Raw genomic sequence first — 25,995 nt, 5'->3', positions numbered from 1 at the left:
TCCATTTCATGAAAAAGCTAATTCTAATCTGGGTTTTGCTGTTAAGCGGAACTGCATTTGCCCAGCAAAAATTAACAAATAGGGAAATTTTTGAGCATAAAAATGTTCATCGGTTGAGCATTTTGGACACAATTTCTCTACCCTTTGAAATCTCATCCGAGAAAAGACTTTCTAAAGAAGATATTCTCAACAAGAAACAGGGCTTTTTTGTCACAGGATTGCCTAGGTTTGAATTTGACCCGATCAGGGGATTTGGTGTAGGTGGAAATTTATTCTTCTTTCAGAATAAGACGGAAAATGACCCTTTTTTTTACTACACTCCTTATCGCTATAGTTTAAATACAGAATTTTTTATTTTTGAGAATGGTCGTGTAAAAGCTGCCTTAAATCTTGATGTTCCTTATTTCCTAAATTCTAAATGGAGATTCAGGGCTGATGCCGTGTTTTGGGAAGATCCCAATGCCCAATATTGGGGGATTGGACGTCAGTTTTTAGATCGGCTGACTTTTTCGGACAAATCCGAAGGAAGTGATGGTCCTGTCCGGGTATTCAACAGGGTCAATGCCTACGAAGATAACCTGAAAATTGCTGTTCCCGGAAATGGTGGAAGGCTACAGACCGATACCCATTTCAACCAGTTTATCCAGCGGGAGAAGCTCTTCAATTTATTGGGAGAACGTGTAGAAATGGGAGGGAAGTTAAGGTTGATGTTTGGATATGAGATGTTGTTCACAGCTTTTGAGGACTATACCGGAAGGATTGCTGAGACTGCCTTCCTTCCCAACGGAACAGAGGTTGAAGCCATCCAAAGAGAGACCTTGGTCAACAGGCAGAAAAATGACGGTACCTGGGACAGGTTCAATCTTGCCGGATTTGAGGACAGGTTTCAATTTACCAGCATGCTGGCCGGTGCAATCATTTATGATACCAGGGATTTGGAACCGGATCCTTCCAAAGGGGTTTTTCTTCAATATTCCCATGAATACTCCGCTCCTTGGCTGGGGTCACAGTTCAACTTCAACAAGTTTATGCTTCAGGGCCAGTTTATCCACACTTTCCATCGATGGAAAAATGAACGTAACAGACTGACTTTTGCAGGACTTGCTGCCTTTGGGCATATTTTCGGGCCAAGGATAAATTTTATTGAGATGTGGGACCTTTCCTCTCAGGCAGAGGCCGGAGGGATTTTAGTATTGGGAGGAGGAAGATCAGTTAGGGGATTTAGGGAAGCCAGGTTCTTAGCGCCCACTGTCGGATTGGTCAATTTGGAAATGAGGGCAAGACTTCATGACTTCAATGCCTTCAACCAGCATTTTGCCTTGGGTTTGACGCCTTTTTATGATTTTGGAACAGTCTGGGAAGGCTTAAGTGATGTGCAATTGAACAATTTTAGAGGAGCTCCTGGTATAGGCGGAAGGATTGCCTGGAATCAGTCTACCATCTTGAGGTTGGATTATGCCCAAAGTAGGGAAGGTGGGCAATTTTTCTTCGGTTTTGGGCACATTTTTTAAATGAATTACTGTCAACGGGTTGAACGGATTACTAAAAAACAGCTACTTTGTATCCATGATGAAACGAGGTAGCTGTTTTTCTTTTTTCATAACTTTTGGACCAATTTTATTCCTTTCCATCCTTCTATTCTGCTCTTGTAGCGGCAATAAGGTTATAACAAGTCCTACACCCTTTCAAGCAGAATGTCTTCAGGGTCTATATTTTGAGGGCAATGATGGTAGCTTTTTGTCCGATTCCCTAAGGATCGGACCGAATCTTAGGAATAATTTTGATAGCAAAGTGATTGAAATGGCTATTGCTGTCAATTTGGTTAATGACCTAGAAAAATTTCTCGATAATCAATTAGAGTCATTTGAAAAGCTGGAACTCAAGACTAGAATGATGGCCAAAGTTTTGAAAATGAACCTTGAACTTCAATCGTTAATGGCAGCTATTGATTGTGAGGAAGAAAAAGCGGGTCAGATTGCATCTTATATGGAAAAAGAGCTAAGGAGAAAAGAGAGAAATCTGACTGTGGCTGCTATAGTTACCGGTGCTGTTGTAGGTGTTGGGGCAGGCATCATTTTGATGGCAGATAATCCCCAAAATGATTGGGCAGAGTATTTAGGGATAGCAGGGGGGCTGACAGAGGTTTTTCTTGGACTTTCTATATTGAAATTGGATAGAAAAATCCTCATTAATCACCCAAAGAATATTTTGAGGGATGTTTACTTTTCAAAGGAAAGACCTGAATATTTTCCTCCCTCCACTTGGTATTATTTCAATAGCAAAAAGCACAGTGATGAAAAAGTTTCTTTGAAGGAACAACTGATTAAAAGGTGGGAAACATATAATTTGAAAGAGGAAGAAATTGCTGTGGTGCTGTCTGATGGGGGAGCCTACTCACCAGAACAACTCAAGGCTAGGGCTGAAATGTTAGATCAATTGGAATCTCAGCTATCTTTGATCAGCAAAGACCTGCTATATTTTACCAATCAGCTGCAAAAGTTATATTGATTCAGAACCACCTGAACTTGATTTTAGGTTTCTGACTGTTTTTTAATTTTCTAAAAAGTTAACATGATATTTTTCAGGGGCAAGTGAATTATCGGTACCTTAGTACATGCTTTTTATGTACCATGGACTCCCTTTCTGATTTAGAATTCATCAAAACCCAGATCATGCACTTGGAAAGTAGCATGAATGAAACCGTTGCCTCCAAACAAAGCCTTTTGAATTCTTTGCATGAGGGTCAGGTTGTTTCTGCCAAAAACCTTTTGTCTTATTTAACCCTTCGTAATCTTGACATCAGGGAACTTCAGGACCTTTTGCATATCTATGGGCTTTCATCATTAGCGAGTTCGGAAGGACATATCCTGAGGCAGGTTCAGGCGATAAGGGAGAGGCTGGGCTATGTTTACAAGGAGCGGGACCTGGACCAATGCACTTTTGCCTTTAGCAAACTCAAAATGGGAGAAAAGAGTCGGCAGCTTTTTGGTCAGAAGTCCGAAGCCAATATGCCTTATTTGATGGTCACCTTTGATGCGGAATTTGCCGATGACTATGCCAAAGTCAAAAGTCTTCTGCAGAATGGGATGAACATAGCCCGGATCAACTGTGCCCACGATGATGAAGATACCTGGTCGAGAATGATCAATCAGGTAAAAAAAGCCATGGAACAGACTGGGATTCCCTGCAAGATTTATATGGATTTGGCAGGCCCTAAAATCAGGACCCAAATTCTAGGTAAAGGCAGGGATAAAGGGAAAGTAAAAATCAAGGAAGGTCAGCTAATCTGGTTGGTGGAAGATGAATCAGAAGCAGATAAGTCACAAATTGTAATAAGTCCGAATGAGTCCGGAATTATCCACCAATTGAGGAAGGGAGACCGTATTTTCATCGATGATGGGGCGATCCGTTGTATTGTGGAAAAAGTTAAAAAAGAAAGAATTGGACTTAGAATTGTGAGAATTTCTTCCAAAAAGAAGCTGCTGAAGGAAGGTAAAGGTATCAATTTCCCGGATTCTTTTCTACAAGTTCCGGCATTGACGGATTTTGATAAGGCATGTCTTCCATTTATTTTTGAAAATGCTGATTTGGTCGGATATTCCTTTGTAAAGACTGCTGAGGATATTGTAGAACTGCGTCAGGCGCTTCGGGAGCTTTCTGAAAGTTATCCACATTTGATCATAAAAATAGAGACTTTGGAGGCTGTGGAAAACCTTCCTTCCCTTTTGCTCGAGGGAATGAAAGAACAGGTATTTGGCCTGATGATTGCCAGGGGAGATTTGGCAGTAGAGATTGGATTTGAGCGCTTGGGAGAAATTCAGGAAGAGATTTTGTGGATATGTGAAGCGGCACATGTACCGGTGGTTTGGGCCACTCAGGTGTTGGAAAATCTACATAAGTCCGGAATGGCGACCCGCTCAGAAATCACAGATGCCGGACATGCTGCTATGGCAGAATGCGTCATGATCAACAAAGGCGATTATACGATAGAGGTGATGGAGACCCTTAGAGATGTTATCCACAGGACCTCAACCCATCGGGTCAAGAAGCGCTTTACCCTAAGGCCTCTGAAAATTGCCCAGAAATTCTTTGCTACCTGAAGATCATTGCAATCCTAAAATCCAATTATTCCTGCTTCCATTTTAACTTGGATATTGGGTCAATGAGTTTTCACCTGATTAGCCTTTGTCATACGGAATAAGTTTGAGGAGTTGCCTTGCTGCTTCTATCATTTCCTCTTCCCTTTTCTCCTTATTAATTTCTATCCATGGTGCAATTTCGGTATGGGTATGGGCAATCATCCGCTCTTTATAAGACTTGTATTCTGCCCAAAGTTCTTTCGATTGCTCGTCAAATGGGGTCATTTTCCATTTGGTCAGGGGACTTGATTTGACTTCTTCCAATCTTTTGGCCTGTTCCTTCTTACTGAAATTGAGGTAAAATTTGATCAATTGTATTCCTGATTCATAGAGCATTCTTTCGAATTCATTGACCTGCCCCATAAAAAGATCATAGTCTTCTTGCGTGCACAATCCATGCACAGGTTCAATGATGGCCCTATTGTACCAGCTTCTGTCCCAGAATACCATTTCCCCACCTTGGGGAAGTTTTTCCACAAATTTTTTAAAATACCACTCCCCATTGGAGTTGCTTTGTTGATGGGGCAGATTTACTTCAACTCTATAATGCCTGGGATTATTGTGGGAGAGGATTTTACGAATGACCCCACTCTTTTCAGAAGAATCGCCTCCGTGGAAAAGGACCATGACTTTTTTTTGATTAGCAATTATCCACAATTGCATCCGTACCAATTCCGCCTGAATTTCCCGCAAGGCCAACTCATACTTTGCCACTGACAAGGCTTTTTGCAGGTTGATTTTTTTATGGGCAAGCAAGTGCTTGAGGCCTATATTCGAATTCAAAATTTTTACATCTTCTTTAGTCAGTTCCATGGTTATAAGTCAAGGTTTTTGTTTTTCCTGAAATAACGGTACACCACATTTGGGTCAGTGAGTAAATTGGCTCCCGAACTCCCCTTTCCTTCATAATCAAACTGGGAAAGAACGTACCGTAGACTTTCAAGTCTTGCAGTTATTTTGTCGTTGGTTTCGACAATGATCCAAGGGCAGAATGCAGTGTGGGTATTGGTAAACATTTTTTCTTTGTACTTGGTATTTTCATCCCACATTTCCTGAGCCTTCATGTCCACAGGGCTGAACTTCCATTCTTTGAGGGGGTTATTTTTTCTGGCTTCAAAACGCTTTTTCTGCTCCTCCTTGGTGATATCAAACCAAAACTTAATGATATAAATGCCATCCTCATACAACATATGCTCAAAATTGGGCACCTGCGCCATAAATGTTTTGTATTGGGGAGTTGTGCAGAAACCCATCACCGGTTCTACCACAGCCCTGTTGTACCAGCTCCTGTCAAAAAATTTTATCTCTCCCCTATTGGGAAGTACTTCTATATACCTTTGGAAATACCACTGTCCACGCTCCACATCTGTGGGCTTAGTTAAGGCCACTACTCCTGAGGTATGGGGATTTAGATGCTCTACAAACCTTTTGATGGATCCCCCTTTTCCTGCCGCATCCCTTCCTTCAAACAAGACGGCTACCCTTAGCTGGTTCTTTTCTATATGGTTTTGTAGATGTGCCAGTTCTATTTGTAGTAATCGCAACTCATCTTCATACTTGGCCCTCTTTATGGATTTTTTAAGCTTTATTTTTTTCTTCTTGGCCAACTCAACCAGTTCCTTTCTGGTCTTTACCTGGAGGAGATCTTCTTTGTTGAACATAAAAACAGGATTAAAGCAGAAAACAATATTCATTTCTGTATCAAATTAAGAAATAAATGGCAAATACCTTTAGAATTCGATCAAAATCTAAACAGATTTAAACCCTTGAAAATTTTTATTGATATTTTGAAATTATTTTCGGTACAAAATTTGTTGAATATCAAAATGACGTACCTTTGCATGGTATCTGAAAGCAAAATGAATGATCAATCCAGATTTCTGATGAATAAGAAGATTGTCCAAATGTTCATTTTGGCACTTTTTTGCACTTATAATATTTTATCAGCCAATACATATCAGGAATTAGGCCAGGTATTTTTTGGAACGGAAACCAAGGTTGATAAAGCCCATCAGGACTTTTTAAATGTTTATTCTGAAACCAGCGCCCTGATTGTTGAAGAGCAGGTCAATGAGAAAGAGGAAAAATCAGATTTTCCCAACAACCTCTTCGTACTTCAAAATCCAACAAAACAATTAATTAGAAATTTAAGCAATATTGTTTCAGCACATTATTTTGGAATTTATTTTCAAAAAGTCCCAGGTTTTATTTTGTACCATAACCTGAAAATACCCCTTTCATTTTAATATTTCCCATTGCCCTTCTTTTTCTCTCCAGATTTTAATTGAGGGCTTTGGCCTGATTTCCTGGCAATTGATGCATCAGGGAAAAATTTGTTTTGGGATCCAAAAGATAGCCCAGAAAGAATATCAGTACATATTATAAATGAAAGAAAAAATGAATAAATTAGGAAAGGATTTGATTTTTCAGGAAAATGCTTACCTGAAGTCATACAGCCCCCTATTTGTTTTTTGTCTTCCTGAGGTAAGGACAGTGTTTGAAGATCCAAAGGGAAGGCTAATAGCGCTGAAGGAGTTTATACCCGATTTTAGCCTCAATTAAAAATAAGCAATAGCTATTATCATGACAAGGAAAACCTCCGATGACGGGATTCATGCCGTTCTGCATGAACTGTCACATTATCTTCCCGCACAGGCTCCTTTGAAGGATTTTGTGCACCACAATACCCTGCATGCCTTTCAGCATCTGCCCTTTCATGAAGCCTTGCAGCAGGCTGCAGAAAATTTCGGGTATAAAGTTTATTGGAACCTGCAGAACTTTAGGGAACTTTATCATCAGAATAAGATCCATCCCAAGATCCTTGATAGGGTCATAGAGGAACACAAAGGAAAGGAGCAAGTCGATTATTGGAAGCAATTGCTGCTTGATTATCCCATACAAGATTATCCGGAGCCTAGGATCGGACAAATCCGCAAACTGTGGAGAAAAGCCTATAACCTTAACCTGGACAAAGAAGTACATCAGACACTTTTCCGTCTGGTCTCTGCCTATTTGGACCAAGGGATAGCCATCTGGAAATTTCCTTTGGAGGGAAAAGGACTACTGGCAAGTTTAAGGACTTTAGAAAAGAACAGTTTCAGTACCTTGATCAAAAGCGAAAGGGCCAGAGAGCTGCTTCTTGATAGGGCTACCCGCTTGGAAGATCTACTCCAATTATTGGTAGGGGACTCCAAATGGTACGGGCAATACCTCTTTGACCAGCAATTTGCCCATCCGGGTTGGTCCGGTATGGTCGCTGTCCTTGAGCACCAGGAAGTTTCCCTACTTGATAAAAGAAAGGTTTCCCTACATGACCTGGTATTTATAGAATGTATCTTGGAGATCGATGCCTTGGACCGTAGAAGGGACGGCAATTGGTCCTCCTTGGCTCCGCATATTCCTGCTGATCTTCCACGGCTCTTCGAGGAAAGTAAGTATTCCCAATGGTTTGATATCCACCGCCTGTGGCAGGAAGCTATGGAATGGACTTATTATGACCAGGTGGTGAGAGGACTTCAGCTCAGCCATTCAGAGGACTTCATCAAAAGCAGGCCCTCTTTCCAGGCCATGTTCTGTATAGATGACCGTTCTTGTTCCATTCGTCGCTATGTTGAGCGCTTTGCACCGGACGCTCAGACCTTTGGTACGGCGGGTTTCTTCAACCTCCCCTTCTATTTCCAACCGGAGCATGGCAAGTTTATGACCAAAGTCTGTCCCGCTCCTGTCAGTCCCAAGCATGTGATCAAAGAGACGGAATCCAAAATGAGGCATGAAAAGGATGTCCATTTCAGCAAGCACAGTAAAGGAGTATTTGGAGGATGGGCCATTTCCCAAACTATGGGTTTTTGGTCCGCATTGAAAATGGCCAAGAGTATTTTCTACCCCTCCGAGACGCCTGCTATGGTATCTTCCTTTAAACACATGGATCCCAAAGGAAAATTGAGCATTGTTTGTCATCATCCTGAGCATACCCATCATGGCCTTCAGGTTGGGTTCACCCTGACAGAGATGGCAGATGCACTGGAGGGATTATTGAAAAGTATCGGGCTTGTCAAAGACTTTGGTCCTTTGGTATATGTACTTGGACATGGGGCCAGCTCTGTCAATAATACCCACTATGCCGGTTATGACTGTGGGGCCTGTAGTGGCCGTTCGGGTTCGGTCAATGCCCGTGTAGCAGCATCCATTGGAAATAACCCAGAAGTCCGCCAATTGCTGGCAGAACGAGGGCTGCTCATTCCGGCAGACACCAGTTTTGTGGGAGGTCTCCACGATACCACCCGGGATGAGATGGAATTTTACGACCTGGACCAATTGGACGAATCTCATCGTCTACTGCATGAAAGGAATGTACAGACTTTTGAAATTGCCCTGGCCTACAATGCCAAAGAAAGATCCAGAAGGTTCCACACAATTGATTCCAGTCAAGAGCCGCAAAAAGTCCATGAACAGATCAAGAAAAGGGCACTGTCTCTTTTCGTGACCCGTCCCGAATGGAACCATGCCACCAATGCGCTTTGTGTAGTGGGGAAGAGGGAAAATAATAGACACCTTTTCTTTGACAAAAGGGCTTTCCTCAATTCCTATGACCATAGCATAGACCCTGATGGAAAATACCTTTTTGGTATCCTCAAGGCCGTCGCTCCAGTATGTGGAGGGATCAATTTGGAATATTATTTCTCGAAAGTGGATAATGACTGCCTCGGTGCAGGAAGTAAACTTCCCCATAATGTTATGGGCCTGATTGGGGTAGCCAATGGCATGGACGGAGACCTTCGTACCGGTCTTCCCCTGCAAATGGTCAATATCCATGATCCTTTGCGCATCCTGATTACCGTGGAACATTTTCCAGAGGTCTTATTACAAACGATACAGTCCCATGCACCTACCTATGAGTGGTTTGCTAACGATTGGGTCAAACTGGTCTGTATCCATCCTGAAACCAAGGAAGCTTTTGTCTTTAAGCAGGGGTCTTTTGTGCCTTATGTACCACTGACAAAGCATATCGAATCCGTGCATAACCTGGATGACATTCTGGAATCCAGCTCAGAAAACCTACCTGTCTACATCATCGCTTAAGCCATGGAAAATCAAATGATCATCAGTGCTTTCGTCCTTTTGCCTTTCCTGGCTTTTGCCATTGCCCTGCTGCTTCCCGAAAAAAAGGAAACAGGTTTTTCCAACCTGGCCTTTGGGACAGTCACGGTGCAATTGCTGGCCATCACAGGCTTTATCGTGCATTGGATATGGGGAGGGATGAAACCCCTCAATATTCCTGAAATGGAAATCTATAACAATAAGCATTATCAGTTTTTGCTGGATTTCTATTTCGACAAAACAACAGCCGTATTTCTCTGGGTGGGAGCCTTTGTGACCTTCCTGATCACCCGATACAGCAGGTTTTACATGCATATGGAGGAGGGCTATAAGCGTTTTTTCAATACGCTGCTCTTCTTTTATCTGGCCTATAACCTGACTGTTTTGGCAGGCAATTTCGAGACCCTTTTCCTGGGGTGGGAGATGCTGGGGATTTCCTCTTTTCTTCTTATCGCCTTTTACAGGGAAAGGTATCTGCCGGTAAGGAATGCTGTGAAGGTATTTACCATATACCGAATTGGGGATATAGGGATCATCTTAGCCATGTGGGCAAGCCATCACCTTTGGCATGAGAACATTACGTTCATCAAGCTATTGGATGAGCAATTGGTATCTGAGCACTTGGCAAGCCATAGCGGAATAGGGCTTTTCATTGCCATAAGCCTCCTTATTGCGGCTGCCGCCAAATCCGCCCAGTTGCCCTTTTCCTCCTGGCTACCCCGTGCTATGGAAGGGCCCACTCCTTCTTCGGCCATCTTTTACGGTTCCTTGTCGGTACATTTTGGGGTGTTTCTCTTGTTAAGGACCTATCCCTTCTGGGAGCATCAGTTAGCTGCCAGGATCTTGATAGGCTTGACAGGTTTGCTTACGGTGGTGATCGCCTATCCTATAGCCAGGGTGCAGTCAACCATCAAGACACAGATTGCTTATGCTTCCATTGCTCAGATAGGGCTTATGTTTATAGAAGTGGCCCTGGGCTTGGAGACCTTGGCGTTGATTCACTTTGCAGGCAATGCCTTCCTGAGAACTTACCAGTTATTGGTTTCCCCATCAGTGGTGGCCTATATGATCAGGGATCAGTTTTACCATTTCAAACCCCGGCAAATTAGTGTGGAGGATACCATGCCCAAACGGCTGGAGTATAGCCTTTACCTGCTTTCCCTGAAGGAATGGAATACCGATTATTTCCTGAACAGGTATGTTTTCCATCCCATCAAAAAGCTGGGTCGAAAGTTGGATTTCCTTACCCCCAAAAACCTCTTACTGTACTTCCTGCCGGTGTATGCCTTGGGCCTTTTTCTTTATTTTCAACAGGAGTTGATCCCTGAAGAAGTGAAGGAATGGTTGCCTGAAATTTTTGGTTTTTTGGGTTTGCTTATGGTCTTCAAGGCCTTTTCCGAAAGGATTTACCCCAGGCTGGCCCTGATGCTGGTCATGGCCAACCATTTCTGGATTGCCCTTGCGGTGTCCTTCAATGAGGCTTTTGATTACAGCGAAACCCTCATCTATTTGAGCGGGGTTGCGGTGGCAGGCATCATTGGATATGCCGTATTGGAGCGTCTTCGAAGAAAGGAATCTGCATTTTTCGATCTGAACCAATATTATGGCCACGTCTATGAATATCCCGGTCTTGCCTTGGTCTTTCTCTTGGCAGCTTTGGGCGTGATGGGCTTTCCGATCAGCCCTACCTTCATCGGCGTGGATCTGCTTTTCAGCCATATCCGTGAAGACCAATACTTGTTGGCCGCATTCGATGCCGTTAGTTTCATCTTCGGGGGCATCGCCCTTATCAGAATCTATGCGAGACTTTTCTTGGGTCCGCATGTAAAAAATTACCATCCTACAGCATTAAAATCTTCCTGATCATTAACCGTTATGAAACAGCATAAAATAGAAGTACCTCTAACAGGTTTAGCTGGACTTCGTCAAAACTGGAAATCTGATATTGTTTCTGGTTTTTTGGTATTCCTTATCGCCCTTCCATTGAGTTTGGGTATATCTATGGCATCTGGTTTTCCTCCCGTGGCAGGTATATTTGCCGCCATCATAGGCGGTGTAATCGTAACCTTTTTGGGAGGCTCGCAGGTTACCATTAAGGGGCCTGCTGCCGGCCTTATTGTCATCGCCCTTGGGGCGGTAACAGAACTCGGTCAGGGAGATGCCATGTTAGGCTACAAACTTACTTTGGCGGTGATTGTCGCTGCGGGTATCCTACAGGTGATCTTTGGCTGGGTGAAATCGGGGGTTTTGGCCGATTTCTTCCCCTCGGCAGCTGTCCATGGCATGTTAGCGGCGATAGGTATCATCATTTTTGCCAAGCAGCTTTTCACCCTTATCGGAGTGAAACCTGAGGCAAGTGAAACATTGGAACTGTTTGCGGAACTGCCCCATGCTTTTAAGGAAATCAATCCGGAAATAGCCCTGATCGGAATCGTGAGCTTACTGATTATGTTTTTGTTTCCCCTATTCAAAAACAAATACCTTAAAATGTTACCAGCCCCGCTCATAGTGATTTTGGTCGCCATACCCATGGGTTTGTATTTTGATCTGGAGCATGAGCATAAATACCTATTTCTGGATGGCCATGAATATACCATCGGACCAAAATTTTTGGTAACTCTTCCTGAAAACCTCTTTGAAGCCATAACTTTTCCGGATTTCAGCCAGGTTTTTTCCATAACTTCCATCAAATACATCATCATGTTTGCACTGGTCGGCAGCTTGGAGTCACTTTTGAGTACCAAAGCTGCTGAAACCTTGGATCCTTATAAAAGGAAAGCAAACATGAATAAGGATCTTGTGGGTGTGGGCATAGGAAACATTATTTCAGGACTTATCGGAGGATTGGCCATGATTTCCGAGATTGTAAGGAGTTCTGCCAACATCAACAATGGTGGAAAAACAGCCTGGTCCAATTTCTTCCATGGTTTGTTTCTGTTGATTTTCGTTGCTTTCTTTCCATTGCTGATCCATCAGATTCCTTTGGCAGCCCTGGCAGCCATGCTGATCTATACAGGATTCAAGTTGGCTTCTCCCAAAGAGTTTTATAACACCTATAAAATCGGTAAAGAGCAGTTTTTGATCTTTATCGTTACCGTTCTGGTAACTTTGGGTACTGATCTGCTTTTGGGAATTGCAGCCGGAATACTACTGAAATTTGTTTTCCATTTAATCAATGGCTTGCCCCTCAAACATGTCTTCAAACCATTGTTTACAGTCAGTGTAAAGGAGGACGAATATGTGGTGGACGTATTCCATTCAGCCGTTTTCAGCAATTATATCCTCTTGAAGAAATCTCTGGATGCCCTTCCAAGAGGCAAACACCTTACCCTTGATTTTTCCAATGCCAACCTGGTAGATCATACGGTGATGGAAAATCTCCATCATTATCAGCATGATTATGAACATGAGGGAGGTAAGTTTGAAATGCGGGGAATGGACCATATGAAGAAACTCAGCGACCATTCCTTTTCAGCAAGAAAAGCAATCAAAAAAGCCTAAGGACTATAAAAAAATAGGTTTGAATAAAGAAAAGAGGCTGTGTCATGAACGGGTACAGCCTCTTTTCTAATTTTTAACAGGGACTGGATTATCTGATAATTTAAGCCAGTTGACTATTTATCTTCAATGATATGGACTTTACCGGTTTCCATATCGTAGAGCGCACCGATGATTCTAAGCTTATTATGTGCCATTAAAGAATCTGCATGCGGGATATTTTTCTTAAGTTCATGAACTCCATGAAGGATATTTGCCTCAATGGCCTTTTCAAAGAAGTTGGGGATATTTCTGGGAAGCGCTTTTTCTTCCTCCTCTGCATCGATATAGTCAATAATTTTTTGGATATGTTCGGGGAAAACGTGGGAGTGGTCATGGTCATGGTCCACAAATGCCCCGATGGCCCCACAATTGGTATGCCCCATTACAATCACCAGTGGAACGCCCAATACTTCAACTGCATATTCCACACTTCCGATTTCGTAATCACTGACGATGTTGCCGGCGTTACGGATGACGAAGAGGTCTCCCAATCCCTGATCGAAAATCAGTTCTGGGGGAACCCTCGAGTCCGAACAGCTGACAATTGCAGCGACCGGGTGTTGACCCATACTGAGGTTCCTTAATCTTTCCAATGTCTGGTCAGGATGAAGGGGTTCATCGGCTGCAAAGCGTTCATTCCCTTCCAACAAAAAATCCAAAATCTGCTCCTTAGGCACTTCTTCGGCAGAGGGCACAATGGGAGGTTTTTTGTAACCAAAGAGGAAAATGATGATTCCTATGGGAAAAAGCCAGATCAGCTGGGTGTATTTTTTTGTATATCGGATCATTAGGCTGAAGTTTTTTAACAAAACTCTCCAATTGGCCAAAAATGCTGCGTGAGAAAAATCACTTAAGGGGTACGGCCATGAAAATTTTTCGCACCCATCGGGGATGCCAAAGAGAATGCTTGATGCAATTCTATGATAGAGCCCTTACCTTAATGGCTTACAATTTGGAAAAATACAGGTAGAGACCTATCAGCAACGCTGCAATACCAGAAATAATGAACATATATTCAGGTCCCAAACTGTACCAAATTAGACCTGCCAATGAACTGGCCATCAGGGTACCGATGCTTTGGAATGCAGTATAGGTTCCAATAGCCGTAGCAGTATCCTTGGCATGACTGATATTGGTAATCCAGGCTTTGGCAACGCCTTCCGTTGCAGCTGAAAACAAACCGTAAAACAGAAAGAGCACTGCAAAAACCCATATTTGCTCAGCGAAAGCCATGCCTAAATAAACTCCTCCAAATACCAGGAGACCAAAAACAAAGATCCTTTTCATCCCCCATTTATCAGCAAAAGAACCCATAGGATAGGCAAATAAGGCATAGACCAAATTGAAAAAAACATACATGCCAATAACAAGGGTATCCCCCAGTCCCGATTCTTTCAGCTTTAATAAAAGGAATACATCCGAGCTGTTGAATACAGTGAATATCAACAAAGGAACAAGCAATTTTCTGTAATTACTGGGGCTCTCTTTCAAATATCGGAAAAAGTCAAAAAACTTGGTTTTTGAAATAAAACCAGGTCTCTCCTTCTTTTTTTCCCTTATCAGGAAGGTAAACCCAATGGCCAGGATGCCTGGAAGGAAAGCAAGCAAAAACAGCATTTTATAATCCTCTGGACGAAAAGCCAGATACAGCAAAGCCAACAGGGGACCCACGACTGCCCCAAGGGTATCCATAGCCCGGTGGAAACCAAACACCCTCCCCTTGGTGGCGGCGGTCGCCTCATCGGATAAAAGCGCATCCCTGGCACCGGTCCTCAAACCCTTCCCCAACCTTTCCAAGGTTCTGGCAAAAAATACCCAAAGTGGAAACACATAAGCCACAAGCAAAGGTTTGGAAATGGCACTCAGTGCATACCCCAACTGTACAAAAGGTAGTCGCTTGCCCTGATTGTCACTGAGCTTGCCAAAGTATCCCTTGCTCAGTCCGGCTGTTGCCTCGGCAACCCCTTCAAGGATACCGATTAAAAGAACGGAAAACCCTATGCTGCTCAGGTATATGGGCATTACCGGATAAAGCATCTCGCTGGCCACATCCGTAAAGAAACTGACCATGGAAAGGATGATGACATTTCTGGTGAGAAGGGAGGATTTCATTGGCCAGGTTCCATGTTTGTTAAACATAAAGCTTTACCATTTCGAGGTAAACAAATTGAAAATAATGCTTCTTTTTGGTTATCGAAAGAAAAAGCACGTATACTAATAGACTTTTCTATGTGCATTTTTCCTCCTGAAAACTTTGATTAACTCCAGAGCAGAGAGCAACAATACGGCTCCAATTAAAGATGGAAGGAAATGTTGATAACCCGGAAAATCAAATTTGAAAATATTTTGTAACCACGTAAGCTTGATGGTCAACAGCAACATGATAAAAGCAGTGAGTGAAATGATCCAAACTGCAATATTTTTTTCAAAAATTGCGGACCAAAAGGTTCTTGAATCGGATAAAGAAGACAGAATCAAAAACACATTCCCTATGATCAGGGAAGAAAAGGCAATAGCCCTTACCTCTCCTTCTGAGTGACCTTGGTTGATGGACAAAAAATATACTATGATTACCATACCCAAGACCATTAACCCTTTTATCAGGCTGTATATTATTTTTCCCCATCCGAAAAACAGTTCCTCTGGGTTTCTAGGTGGCCGGCTCATGATTCCTTTCTCTTCCTGTTCAGATTCAAAAGCAATAGCGCATACAGGATCTATAATTAATTCCATGAATACTATATGGATAGGCATCAAAAGAATGGGTAAAGAAGGAATAAATGACGGTAGAAGGACCAGTCCGATAATGGGAATATGGATAGCAATAATGTAAGACATTGCTTTTTGCAAATTGTCAAAAATCTTCCTTCCCAAACGTATGGCACCTACGATTGAAGCAAAATTGTCATCCAGCAAAACCAAAGAAGAGGCTTCGCGGGCAACATCCGTCCCTTTCAAACCCATAGCGACCCCAATATCAGCGGCCTTAAGCGCAGGCGCATCATTTACGCCATCCCCTGTCATAGCTACAATTTCCCCATTTGCTTTAAGGGCCTGAACTATTTGCAGTTTTTGCTCGGGAACAATTCTGGCGAATACATGGGTATTCTTTATTCTTTCCCTTAGCTCGGCCGTATTCATATTCTGGAGCTCAGTACCTGTAAGTACATTATCATTATGGATCAAACCGATTTGGTTGGCAATACTTTTTGCAGTTGCAGGATAGTCACCTGTAATCATAATGACTTTTACCCCAGCATCATTGCAATCTTTTATGGCGTTGGGAACTTCAGGCCTTATGGGGTCTTCAAATGCAACCAATCCGGTGAATTCAAAATTAAATCCATTCTGCTTATCAGGAAAAAGATTTCCGGAAGGAACTACATTTTTTGCAGCCGCAAGAACCCTAAATCCCTGTTCGGCAAATTGTTGGACAACCCGCTTTTGCCGGACAATTTCAGCTTCAGAGAAACCGCACAATTGAAAAACAGTTTCAGGAGCCCCCTTACAATAAGCGGTTAAAACCCGATTGTTTTCAGATTCAATAAGCCTGGTCATGGAGGTAAATTCTTGGGATAAGGGATATTCTTTCAAGAGTTTACCTTTATCCAAAGTAATTTCCAAATCATTCAATGTGCGGGTAATTGCTTTTTCCATCGGATCAATGGAGTTGCCCGGCGATGCATGATACAAAACCTTCAATAATTCCTGAATCTCTTGGCTATGGGTTTTGAAATCCTGTTTAAAATAAATGTTGCCATTACATGTCAATGCTGCTATGTCCATTTTATTTTGTGTAATGGTCCCGGTCTTATCAGAGCATAAAACTGTGGCTGAACCAAGCGTTTCAATAGCTGAAGGTTTTCGGGTCAAAACTTTGTTTTTTGATAATCGCCAGGCACCCAAAGCCAGAAAAATAGTTAGCACAACAGGAAATTCCTCTGGTAGCAAAGCCATGGCCGCGGCAAGCCCATTGAGGAGGGCAAATAAAATATTGCCCCTTGAAAAGTAAAATGCCGAAATTACCCCAACACTGATGACCGCACCACCTAAAAACAAATTCCTGATGAGTGTCTTCATCTCCAGCTGTAGGCGTGTGCTGTCTTGCTGGATTGTTTGTAGCGATACGCCTATTTTTCCAAGCTGCGTTTTTGTTCCGGTAAGGGTCACTTTGGCTATTCCGCTACCCTGAACCACCAATGTTCCGCTAAAAATCTGATTATTGGAATTTTCGGTTTTGATGACTGGAATAGATTCTCCTGTTAATAGGGATTCGTCTAAAGTTAGGTTGTTACTTTCCAATATCAAGGCGTCTGCAGGTACCCTGTCTCCTTCATGTAGGACAACAATATCCCCCGGAACCACATCCCTACCTGCAATTCTGGTCTCTATTCCGTCCCTTATTACTAAAGCACGGGGAGAAGAAAGCTGCTTCAATGCGGCTAAGGACTTTTCAGTTTTGCGGTGCTGGTAGAAAGTGATAAAAATGATGATGAATACCCAACAAAAAAGTATGATCCCTTCCGTGTAGTCTCCCAAAACAAAGTAAAGCAAACTACAACTGATCAATAAAAGAAACATGGGCTCTTTGATTACCTCAAGCGCTATTTGCCATACATTTTTGGGCTTTGCTGAGGGCAATTCATTGTAGCCGTAATTTTTTAAATTTTCGGAAGCTTCTGCACTTGTTAAGCCTTTTACCATATTTCTCTATACACTTACCCCAAAAAGATACCCCACCAATCCGGAAAGGACCATGGCAATGGTCCCCCAAATGGTGATCCTTAGGACAGCCTTTTTGATGCTTGAACCACCTGTCTTGGCAGAAACGGCACCCAAAATGATCAAGAAAAATATGGTGAAGCCATAAAGCAAATACTCCAGGTTGGTCACAGGGAGCAACAGAATCACCAAAAGGGGTAAAATCCCTCCCGCAGTGAATGCGGCTCCAGAAGCCAAGGCTGCCTGGATTGGTTTTGCCTGGCTGATTTCATTGATGCCCAATTCATCCCTTATATGGGCGCCAAGTGCATCCGCAGCCGTGAGTTCTTTGGCCACCTGCTTGGCTGTTGCTTTGGTCAGTCCTCTTTTTTCATAGATCTGGGCAAGAATCTTCTCCTCTTCCTCAGGCATGTCTCTAAGTTCCTGTATCTCCCTTTCTATGTCCGATTTTTCGATGTCTGTCTGGGAACTAACCGAGACATATTCTCCCGCTGCCATGGATAATGCTCCCGCCACCAAGCCTGCCACCGTGGCCAATACAATGGGGTCTTTGGTGGTACTGGCCGCTGTCACGCCTATGGCAAGGCTGGAGATGGAAATAATGCCATCATTTGCTCCCAAAACTGCCGCTCTCAGCCAATTGCTGCGGTGAATGTAGTGGGCTTCCAAGTAGTTGTCTATGGTGAGTTTTTTGTTTGTTTCCATGGTGAGGGATGCTATGTGGTGTATTGGTTTTTTAATGTTTTTTTAGAAAGAGCATTTTTTACTTGACAATCTGAAATCCTCCTTTGGACAAAAACTGACTTCCTTTGGGGAATTTTTCCGGATTTGCAATCGATGACATTTCCTCGTTTTGAGAAAGTACTTCCACTTCCTTTTTTCTAAATTGGTAAACATCCCCCTCTTTTTTCTCTAAAAGCAGCACATAATTTTTGCCCTCAGCATTGAGTACCGCTGTATTGGGCAAGGCAGGCTGATTGACTGAAGGCAGTGCAATTTTGGCTTCCACAAACATGCCCGGTACCAGGGCCTGCCCATCTTTTTCATCTTTCAAATGGACATGGATGGCCAGCATTCTTTTTTCATTGATGGACTGACCGAGCAGGAAAATCTCCCCTTCAAAAACTTTCGACTTATTATCTGGTAGGTAGAAGGTTACGGGTTGTCCGATTTCCAGGGAAATGGCATCTTTTTCGAAAACGTTCAGTTCTATATGCAAATGGGATTTGTTGACTAAAGTCAAAGCGACATCCGAGGCATTGAGATAAGTGCCCTGATTGACTTTGATGGATTCTATATAGCCTGAAATCGGTGCATATACAGCCGCTTTGGAACTGATGTTGGAAGCCGTGATTTTGTCAGCAGGGATATTGATCAAAGCCAGCTTTTTCCTCAAGCTCTCCGCTTTGGCCAACATGCTTTTGTAATCTGATTCTGCTTTCAGAAAGTTTTTCTGTGAGGTTACATTTTCCTCATATAGGGCTTTTTGTCTTTCGTAATCTGATTTCAGATAACTCAGCTGGCTGGACGCATCCAAATAATCCTGCTGCATCTGCACAAACTCCGGATTTTCCATGACAAAAAGTAGCTGTCCCTTGTTGACTTTTTGCCCTACCAGGAGGTCAAATTGAACAATATTGCCTCCAAAGTAACAGCTTACCTCAAAGCGTCCCTCTGCCGGGATATTGACAATCCCATTGGAAAGGATAAATGAGGTAAAGGGATAATCCTGAAAACCTGTCATTTCCATATTGAATTTGTCAAACTGCTCCTGCGTAATGGTTATCAGATCAGCATCAGCAGTTTCTTCAGTGACCGATGTTTTTTGTTCTTTGGAACCGCAAGCAGCAAAAATTCCAATTAAGGCAAGCGATAGGATGTAAGATGGTATTTTCATAATCAGGGTTGGATCAGGTAGTTGATTTCCAGAACAGTCATGTTGTAACCTTGAAGATTGAACAGGTAATCCAACTCGATATTTCTGGAGTTTTCTATAAGGAGTACGTATTGGAGAAAGTCAATTTCCCCATTTTGAAAGGCAAGGGTTCCCTGGATGATCAGCTGACGGCTGAGATTTTTGCCCTCATTTTGGTAGAAGGAAACCGCTTCCTGGAATTTTTGTAGTTCAATCTCCAGCTGCTGCCTTCTGTTTTCCAGTTGAAAACTATAGTTGTCCAGGGCAAAGGTTGCCTGGTTCCATTCCAGCCTGGAAGCTTGGATTTTGGCTTTCTGAGGCCCAAACCAAAGTGGTACAGCTACACCAAACTGCACGCCGGGATAGACTTTTGCGTTCATACCATTATTGGTTCCCCTGAAAACTTCTGCGCTCAGGTCCGGGAGCAATCGGTTTTTCTCCAGTTGCATATTGTCTTTCCTCAGTTCCAGGTTCCTTTGGAAAAGTCCCAAACCGGGATGATTGGTCCAAATGGCATCCTGTACAGCCAAAGGTTCTAAGGGGATCTCCTTGATTACAAAAGGGCCGTCTGTCTGAATCAGCTGTTCTAATCTTTGGTAGGTTTGTTTTTTACTTTCTGTTGCCTGGGCCAATTTGACTGCCATTTCTCTTTTTTTGGTTTCGGCAGTTACTTTTTCGAGGTAATTGGTCTCTCCTGTGGTAAACCTAAGGTTGGCGGCTTTGGAAAACTGGGCATAAAGACTGTCCAAAAAGCGGAAGTTATTTTCCATTTCCTGCCAGTAGAGGATGGTGTAATAGGTTTGGGATACTTCTTTGAGCAACTGGGTTTTTTCCATTTCAAACTCCTGATAGCGGACTTCAGACAAATCTTTTAGCACTCTTTTTTGAAGTCCGTAAACCGTCGGGAACTGTGCATTTTGGCTTAGACCCCAAACCCTATTGGAAATGCCGTTTTCCGCAATATCATTTTGGTCATGCCTATAAAAAACCTGTGTTTTTTCAATATTTACACCCGCACCCACCAAAGCACGGGTAGCTTCCAGGTTTTGGTAAGAGGCTTTCAGACCCCGGTTATTTTCAATGGCGGCCTGCATCGCTGCCTCGAGATCAATGACAGTGGTTTGGGAATTTGCCCCCAATGGGAAAAAACCGAAACAGACAAGGGCAATGCCTATTTTAAGGATATTATTCATGGGAACTTGATTTAGAATGGAACATGCTGTAAAGAACTGGCAGTACCACAAGGGTCAATAAGGTGGCGGAAACCAGTCCTCCTACCACTACTGTAGCCAGAGGTCTTTGCACCTCCGCACCGGCGGAAGTGGAGATGGCCATGGGTAAAAAACCCAAGGCAGCAGCTGAAGCGGTAAGCAAGACTGGCCTCAATCGTTCTTTGGTACCCCTTAAAATAAGGGACTTTAGATCTCCTTTGTGCACATGCTTCAGCTCTTTGAAATGCTCTATCAAAACAATCCCATTAAGTACTGCAATACCAAAGAGTGCGATGAAGCCCACTCCGGCAGATATACTGAAAGGCATGCCTCTGATAAATAGGAGCAGAATACCTCCTACTGCGGAAAAAGGAATGGCGGTATAGATCATCAAAGCTTCCTTAATGGAGGAAAGGGCAAAAAAGAGCAAGAGGAAAATCAAAGCCAGGGCAATAGGAACAGCAATCATCAGCCTTGCCTTAGCCATGTTGAGGTTTTCAAATTGCCCGCCATAATCCAGATAATAGCCTTCTGGAAGTTTGACTTTTTCCTTTAGTCTTGCCTGTATATCATCCACCACGGACTGAAGGTCCCTATTTCGGACATTGACCCCTATCACCACCCTTCGTTTGGAGGCATCCCTTGAAATCTTGGCTGGCCCCCGGTCCATATAGATTTCTGCAAACTCACTCAAAGGTAGGAAGCTGCCATCAGGAAGCCCTACTGAGGCGAGGCGTATGTTGTCCAAGTTAAGCCTGTAATCTTTATCAAAACGAATGACCAGGTCAAACTGCTTTTCACCTTCGAATACTACTCCTGTTTTCATACCGGCAAAGCCCATGGTGATGATATTATTTAGAGTAGCTATGTTGATCCCGTATTTGGCAATTTTTTCCCTATCGTACCTGATTTTCATTTGGGGTAGTCCGGCAGTTTTTTCCACAATGATGTCTGCCGCTCCTTCCACACCCTGGATAGCCATCTCAATTTCCCTCGCTTTCTGGTTGAGGATTTCCAGGTCTTCGCCAAACAACTTGATGGCCAGATCTGCACGAACACCTGTAATGAGTTCGTTGAAGCGCATTTCAATGGGTTGGGTAAACTCAAATTCCAGTCCCGGAATGATGGAAAGCGCCTCTTTGAATGCGTCTGCCAGCTCATCTTTGGTACTGACGGTCTGCCATTCTTTGGGAGGTTTTAAGGTCACGATGATGTCGCTTTCCTCCATGGACATGGGGTCAGTGGGGATTTCGGCCGCACCGATCCTACTCACCACCTGATCCACTTCCGGGAAGGTCAACAGAATTTTTTCGATTTCTGTAGTCATTTCAATGGTATTGCTCAGGGTGGTGCCGGTTTTTAGGACGGGCTGGATCACAAAGTCCCCCTCGTCCAGAGTAGGAATAAACTCGGCACCCATCCTGGAGAAAATGCCAAAGGCAAAAACCAAAACACCTACTGCTAACCCTAGTACCGTTTTTTTATGTTGCAGTGCCCAATGGAGGGTTGGCTCATAAAAGCGATAGATGAAATCCAGCAAACGGGAAGTGATGTTTTTCTTCTCAGGATCTGTGGCTTTCAAAAACAGCGAGGAAACCACAGGCACATAGGTCAGCCCAAGGATCATGGTGCCTATCAGCGCAAAGCTAAACACCTGGGCCATTGGGCGGAACATTTTGCCTTCCACGCCAGACAGGGAAAGAATGGGGATGAAGACGATGATGATGATGATCTGTCCAAATACAGCGGAATGCATCATTTTGGAGGCAGCATCAATCGCAATCTTATCCCTTTTTTCTTTTATCTGTGCCTTGGAAAGTCCGGAAAATTCGCGGAAACCTTTGGAAAGCTGAAAAGCAATGAATTCCACGATGATCACCGCTCCGTCGATGATGATACCAAAGTCAATGGCCCCCAAACTCATGAGGTTCGCATCCACCCCAAATATGTTCATCATCGAAAGGGCAAAGAGCAAGCTAAGGGGGATCACAGAAGAGACTACGAGGCCTGACCTGAAATTTCCAAGGAGCAAAACCACCACAAAAATCACAATCAAACAACCTAAAATCAGGTTTTCTGCAATGGTGAAAGTGGTTTTTCCAATCAGGTCACTCCTATCCAAAAAGCCGTTGATGACAATTCCTTCTGGTAAGGTAGGTTCTATTTGGGCCAATTTTTCTTTGACGCGGTCGATGGTAGCTTTGGAGTCGGCCCCTCTCAGCATCATGACCTGTCCAAGAACTTTTTCTCCTTGACCATTGGCTGTGATGGCACCAAAGCGGTTGGCATGTCCAAAACCCACCGTACCCAAATCCCTGACATAAATGGGGGTGCCCTGTCTGACATCCACCACAATGTAACCGATCTCCTCCAAGGTTTTGACCTGTCCTTCCGCCCGGATGAAATAAGATTCATCGGTCTTTTCAATATAACCCCCTCCGGCAATGGAGTTGTTTTCCTCTAGGGCGCGGTATACTTGACTGAGGTCTATTTGCAGGGATTTGAGACGCTCTGGATTGATCGCTACTTCATATTGCTTCAAAAATCCTCCCCAAGTATTGACTTCCACTACTCCGGCAATTCCTGATAACTGTCTTTTGACCAGCCAATCCTGAATGGTCCTTAGGTCAGTCAGGCTGTATTTGTCCTCATAGCCGGGTTTCACGTCGATGATATATTGGAATATTTCCCCAAGACCAGTGGTGATGGGACCCATAAACGGGGACCCAAACCCTGGCGGGATGTTTTCCTGGGCACTTTGGATCTTCTCCGCGATCAATTGCCTGGGCAGGAAGGAACCCATGTTGTCCTCGAAAACGATAGTCACCACCGAAAGACCGAACTTGGATACCGAGCGGATTTCCTTGACACCGGGGAGGTTGACCATCTCCAGTTCGATGGGGTAGGTCAGGTACCTTTCCACATCTTCGGTGGAAAGGTTTCTGGAAGTGGTAATGACCTGGACTTGGTTGTTGGTGACATCAGGGACGGCCCCTATAGGAATTTGGGTGAGAGAATAAGCACCAAATCCAATCAGACCGATGACCAGGAGGAAAACGATGATTTTGTTTCCTACACTCCATCTGATAATTTTTTCTAACATAAGCTGGGGAAAAATAAAATTATGAAGTGGCCGTGAAAGGAATTGAAAAAACCAAGAACTTTGCTGGACTCCGGTCCATATTACCTGTTGTTCAGTACCTTTTTTGGCCTAAATTCATAAAAGAAAGTTACGGTTTTTTTTCTGGGCTTTTAGATTGATTTGCAATTTTTTTAGGGCTTAAAGTATAAAATTTTTGGAGTGCAAAACCCTAGTTTATGGAGAGTTGAAATGGATTATTCATACAGGGTAAGCTTGGGTTTTGGGAAGGGCTTTAAAGAGGAAATTTTATCCCTCCGCTTTCTTTTATTTAGGGGCAAAATTGAAAAAGTATCTTACACTGTCCGCTAAAAAATTGGTCTCTTAGCAATCTCGTTTATTGAAAATTCAATTCATGTTTTTTTTGTCCACGGTCCAGCCGGCAGATTTGGAAAGTCCAGGGTTTTTTCCAGTAAAGAGCTTCCCTGCTTTACGGTCCCCTTTCAACTGCCATTGATACCAATGGGTAGCTACACGGGCAAATTCACCTCCAAATGGTTGGGCGTAGGTGCCTCCATGCCCTACCTCCAAATTGCCAACGAAAATCGGTACATGGTTGATCCGATCAAAGTCGTCCATACCATTGGCGTAAGCAATATCAGATTTCCCTCCCAAGAGGTAAAGGGTGGGAACTTTAATGTTGTTCAGTTGCTCTTTGGTCACTTGTGGCATTCCAGGCATCCCTCCACGTGGATTTGCCAATACACCGCTATTGAATACCCCTATGGTGGTGATTCTTGGATCCCCAGCCACTTCCAGGGTTTGCAGTCCCCCACAGGACATCCCACTGACAGCGATTTTTTCAGTATCCAGTTTTTGGTAATATGGACTCTTGGGATCACTATTCTGGGCAATAGCCCAGTCAATGGCATCCAAGAGTTTTTGGGACTTAGAGCGTACTTCTGGTTGTTTGGGCATGGTGCCTATCGCTATCACCAAAAATCCATGGGAGGCTATTTCATTCAAAAAATTAACGTGCTCAAAGGGCGAATCAAAACAGGCTCCATTTCCCCAAGCAATGATCGGAAGCTTGTTTTTCGTGCCAAACTTTGTAAGGTCTTGGGGTTTAAATATAGTATGGGTAGGAAGCGAACTTTCTGAAACCATGATGGCAGGGTATTTTCCAGTACCACCGTTTTCGATTATTTCCGAAAGGGTTTTGGTTTGAAAAACCAAATTTTCAGAGAAAAATGGAAGCGCCTTGGTTTGGATCCGTTCTGCAATCCTATTGAGATGATCTCCTTCATAGCTTTCATAAAAATGTGGAATTTGGTAAGATTCCAAGAGCTCATGAAGGGATTTGGTGGCTTCACTGATTCCCCGGTCCTGTAATCCGGCATCTAATGCGATAGCCTTCAGTTTTTTGAGATTGATGATGTATTGATCTACAAAATTCAGCGTCCGGTTGGCGATGATTTTGTTAATAACCTCTTGTCGGGGCGTCCCGTTCATGGCAGGAAGGTCCAGATAAAAAGGCGGATTTTGGGGATTCGGGGCAAAGGCTGCTGAAGTGGCCAATGTTGCAATTTCGAAGAAATTGGCTCCTTCCAGTTGATCTAAGGTAAATGTTTCAAGCTTGGCCATCAACTCAGGATTGGTATTTGCCCCACCATCCATGCAGCAAGGACTCAGGGCATAAATGGCAGAAAATACCTCAGGATATTTCATCCCCAATCGCAATGTGCCATAACCTCCCATGGAATGACCGGCCAATCCCCGGCTCTTTTTGTCTGCTAGGGTGCGGTAGTTGGCATCTATGTAGCCTACCAATTCCTTGGTTACAAATGTTTCCCAATCACCGATAGTGGCCGAGCTCGCATACATGCTTCCTTTGAAACGGTTATAAGCATTGGGCATCACCACGATCATTTCCTTAGAAAGGCCCTCTGCCAGAGATTGCTCAATGACGGTTTGAAGGTTTATCCAATGGTTTTCCCAACCAAACCATTGTGAATCGGTATCAGTAAAGCCATGAAGCATGTAAAGGACAGGATATCATTTTCCGGATTGGATTGGTAAGATGGGGGGAGATAAACAGTCACCTCCCTTTCCGCCGGATCCCCTATTAAATTTCCATCAATGGCAGCGCTATAGATTTTGATGCGTTCTTTACTGCCTTTTTGGGCAAGGGCAGCATAAGTACTCAGGCAAATTAAAAGGATAAAAACAAGGCGCTTTTTCATAGGTCATTGGGCTTGGTTGATTCGTTTTTATGGAGTGCAGGCAGTTTTA

19 protein-coding genes are annotated in these 25,995 nt (G+C 43.4%); 8 read left to right on the top strand and 11 right to left on the bottom strand.

Annotated elements, in window-relative coordinates; translation table 11 throughout:
• Positions 1-8 precede the first annotated feature (8 nt).
• The 3 genes from omp85 (at position 9) to BC751_RS03770 (ending at position 4,100) form a co-directional block, all read left to right on the top strand.
• Positions 9-1,511: an Omp85 family outer membrane protein gene (gene omp85 / locus BC751_RS03780; protein WP_130274398.1), complete on the top strand. Its 1,503-nt coding sequence runs from the start codon at positions 9-11 to the stop codon at positions 1,509-1,511.
• A 226-nt stretch (positions 1,512-1,737) separates the two neighbouring features.
• A complete protein-coding gene (locus BC751_RS03775) occupies positions 1,738-2,508 on the top strand; it encodes a hypothetical protein (protein WP_130274397.1) in 771 nt (256 codons plus the stop codon).
• Between the two features lie 122 nt (positions 2,509-2,630).
• Complete coding sequence (locus BC751_RS03770) at positions 2,631-4,100, top strand: pyruvate kinase (protein ID WP_130274396.1); 1,470 nt, start codon at positions 2,631-2,633, stop codon at positions 4,098-4,100.
• Positions 4,101-4,178: 78 nt separating this feature from the next.
• Here BC751_RS03770 and BC751_RS03765 read toward each other — a convergent pair whose 3' ends face one another.
• Both BC751_RS03765 and ppk2 read right to left on the bottom strand, forming a co-directional pair.
• Positions 4,179-4,952, bottom strand: coding sequence for a polyphosphate kinase 2 family protein (locus tag BC751_RS03765; protein ID WP_130274395.1), 774 nt, complete (start codon positions 4,950-4,952; stop codon positions 4,179-4,181).
• A 2-nt stretch (positions 4,953-4,954) separates the two neighbouring features.
• Positions 4,955-5,833, bottom strand: coding sequence for a polyphosphate kinase 2 (ppk2, locus tag BC751_RS03760; RefSeq protein WP_242617356.1), 879 nt, complete (start codon positions 5,831-5,833; stop codon positions 4,955-4,957).
• A gap of 189 nt (positions 5,834-6,022) precedes the next feature.
• On the opposite strand from ppk2, the gene BC751_RS03755 reads away from it, so the two are divergent.
• From BC751_RS03755 to BC751_RS03740, 5 genes are all read left to right on the top strand, one after another.
• On the top strand, positions 6,023-6,385 hold the full coding sequence (locus BC751_RS03755) for a hypothetical protein (RefSeq protein WP_130274394.1): 363 nt from the start codon (positions 6,023-6,025) through the stop codon (positions 6,383-6,385).
• A 151-nt stretch (positions 6,386-6,536) separates the two neighbouring features.
• Complete coding sequence (locus BC751_RS21835; RefSeq protein WP_165389787.1) at positions 6,537-6,701, top strand: hypothetical protein; 165 nt, start codon at positions 6,537-6,539, stop codon at positions 6,699-6,701.
• A gap of 21 nt (positions 6,702-6,722) precedes the next feature.
• Positions 6,723-9,218, top strand: a complete 2,496-nt coding sequence (locus BC751_RS03750) for a YbcC family protein (RefSeq protein WP_130274393.1) — start codon at positions 6,723-6,725, stop codon at positions 9,216-9,218.
• 3 nt (positions 9,219-9,221) lie between these two features.
• Positions 9,222-11,099, top strand: a complete 1,878-nt coding sequence (locus BC751_RS03745; RefSeq protein ID WP_130274392.1) for a proton-conducting transporter transmembrane domain-containing protein — start codon at positions 9,222-9,224, stop codon at positions 11,097-11,099.
• A gap of 12 nt (positions 11,100-11,111) precedes the next feature.
• Entirely contained in the window at positions 11,112-12,737 is a 1,626-nt protein-coding gene (locus BC751_RS03740) for a SulP family inorganic anion transporter (protein WP_130274391.1), read from the top strand.
• Between the two features lie 113 nt (positions 12,738-12,850).
• Here BC751_RS03740 and BC751_RS03735 read toward each other — a convergent pair whose 3' ends face one another.
• The 9 genes from BC751_RS03735 to BC751_RS22230 form a co-directional block, all read right to left on the bottom strand.
• Entirely contained in the window at positions 12,851-13,564 is a 714-nt protein-coding gene (locus BC751_RS03735; protein WP_130274390.1) for a carbonic anhydrase, read from the bottom strand.
• A 157-nt stretch (positions 13,565-13,721) separates the two neighbouring features.
• Positions 13,722-14,888 carry an MFS transporter gene (locus BC751_RS03730; RefSeq protein WP_130274389.1) on the bottom strand — a complete coding sequence of 389 codons (1,167 nt, stop codon included), beginning with the start codon at positions 14,886-14,888 and terminating at the stop codon, positions 13,722-13,724.
• 102 nt (positions 14,889-14,990) lie between these two features.
• Complete coding sequence (locus BC751_RS03725) at positions 14,991-17,480, bottom strand: cation-translocating P-type ATPase (protein ID WP_130274388.1); 2,490 nt, start codon at positions 17,478-17,480, stop codon at positions 14,991-14,993.
• A 6-nt stretch (positions 17,481-17,486) separates the two neighbouring features.
• Entirely contained in the window at positions 17,487-18,203 is a 717-nt protein-coding gene (locus BC751_RS03720; protein WP_130274387.1) for a VIT1/CCC1 transporter family protein, read from the bottom strand.
• A 58-nt stretch (positions 18,204-18,261) separates the two neighbouring features.
• On the bottom strand, positions 18,262-19,395 hold the full coding sequence (locus BC751_RS03715; protein WP_130274386.1) for an efflux RND transporter periplasmic adaptor subunit: 1,134 nt from the start codon (positions 19,393-19,395) through the stop codon (positions 18,262-18,264).
• Between the two features lie 2 nt (positions 19,396-19,397).
• Positions 19,398-20,606, bottom strand: coding sequence for a TolC family protein (locus BC751_RS22235; protein WP_130274385.1), 1,209 nt, complete (start codon positions 20,604-20,606; stop codon positions 19,398-19,400).
• Positions 20,599-23,727, bottom strand: a complete 3,129-nt coding sequence (locus tag BC751_RS03705) for an efflux RND transporter permease subunit (protein ID WP_130274384.1) — start codon at positions 23,725-23,727, stop codon at positions 20,599-20,601. Before BC751_RS03705 ends, BC751_RS22235 begins: the two co-directional genes overlap by 8 nt.
• Positions 23,728-24,111: 384 nt before the next feature.
• Positions 24,112-25,743 (bottom strand): alpha/beta hydrolase-fold protein, encoded by a 1,632-nt coding sequence (locus BC751_RS03700; RefSeq protein WP_242617355.1) that lies wholly within the window; start codon positions 25,741-25,743, stop codon positions 24,112-24,114.
• Positions 25,683-25,946: a hypothetical protein gene (locus tag BC751_RS22230; protein ID WP_242617354.1), complete on the bottom strand. Its 264-nt coding sequence runs from the start codon at positions 25,944-25,946 to the stop codon at positions 25,683-25,685. Before BC751_RS22230 ends, BC751_RS03700 begins: the two co-directional genes overlap by 61 nt.
• Between the last annotated feature and the right edge of the window lie 49 nt (positions 25,947-25,995).

Origin of the sequence: Cecembia calidifontis (assembly GCF_004216715.1) — a bacterium.
Classification (GTDB): domain Bacteria; phylum Bacteroidota; class Bacteroidia; order Cytophagales; family Cyclobacteriaceae; genus Cecembia_A; species Cecembia_A calidifontis.
This window is presented reverse-complemented; position numbering and strand designations above follow the sequence as displayed.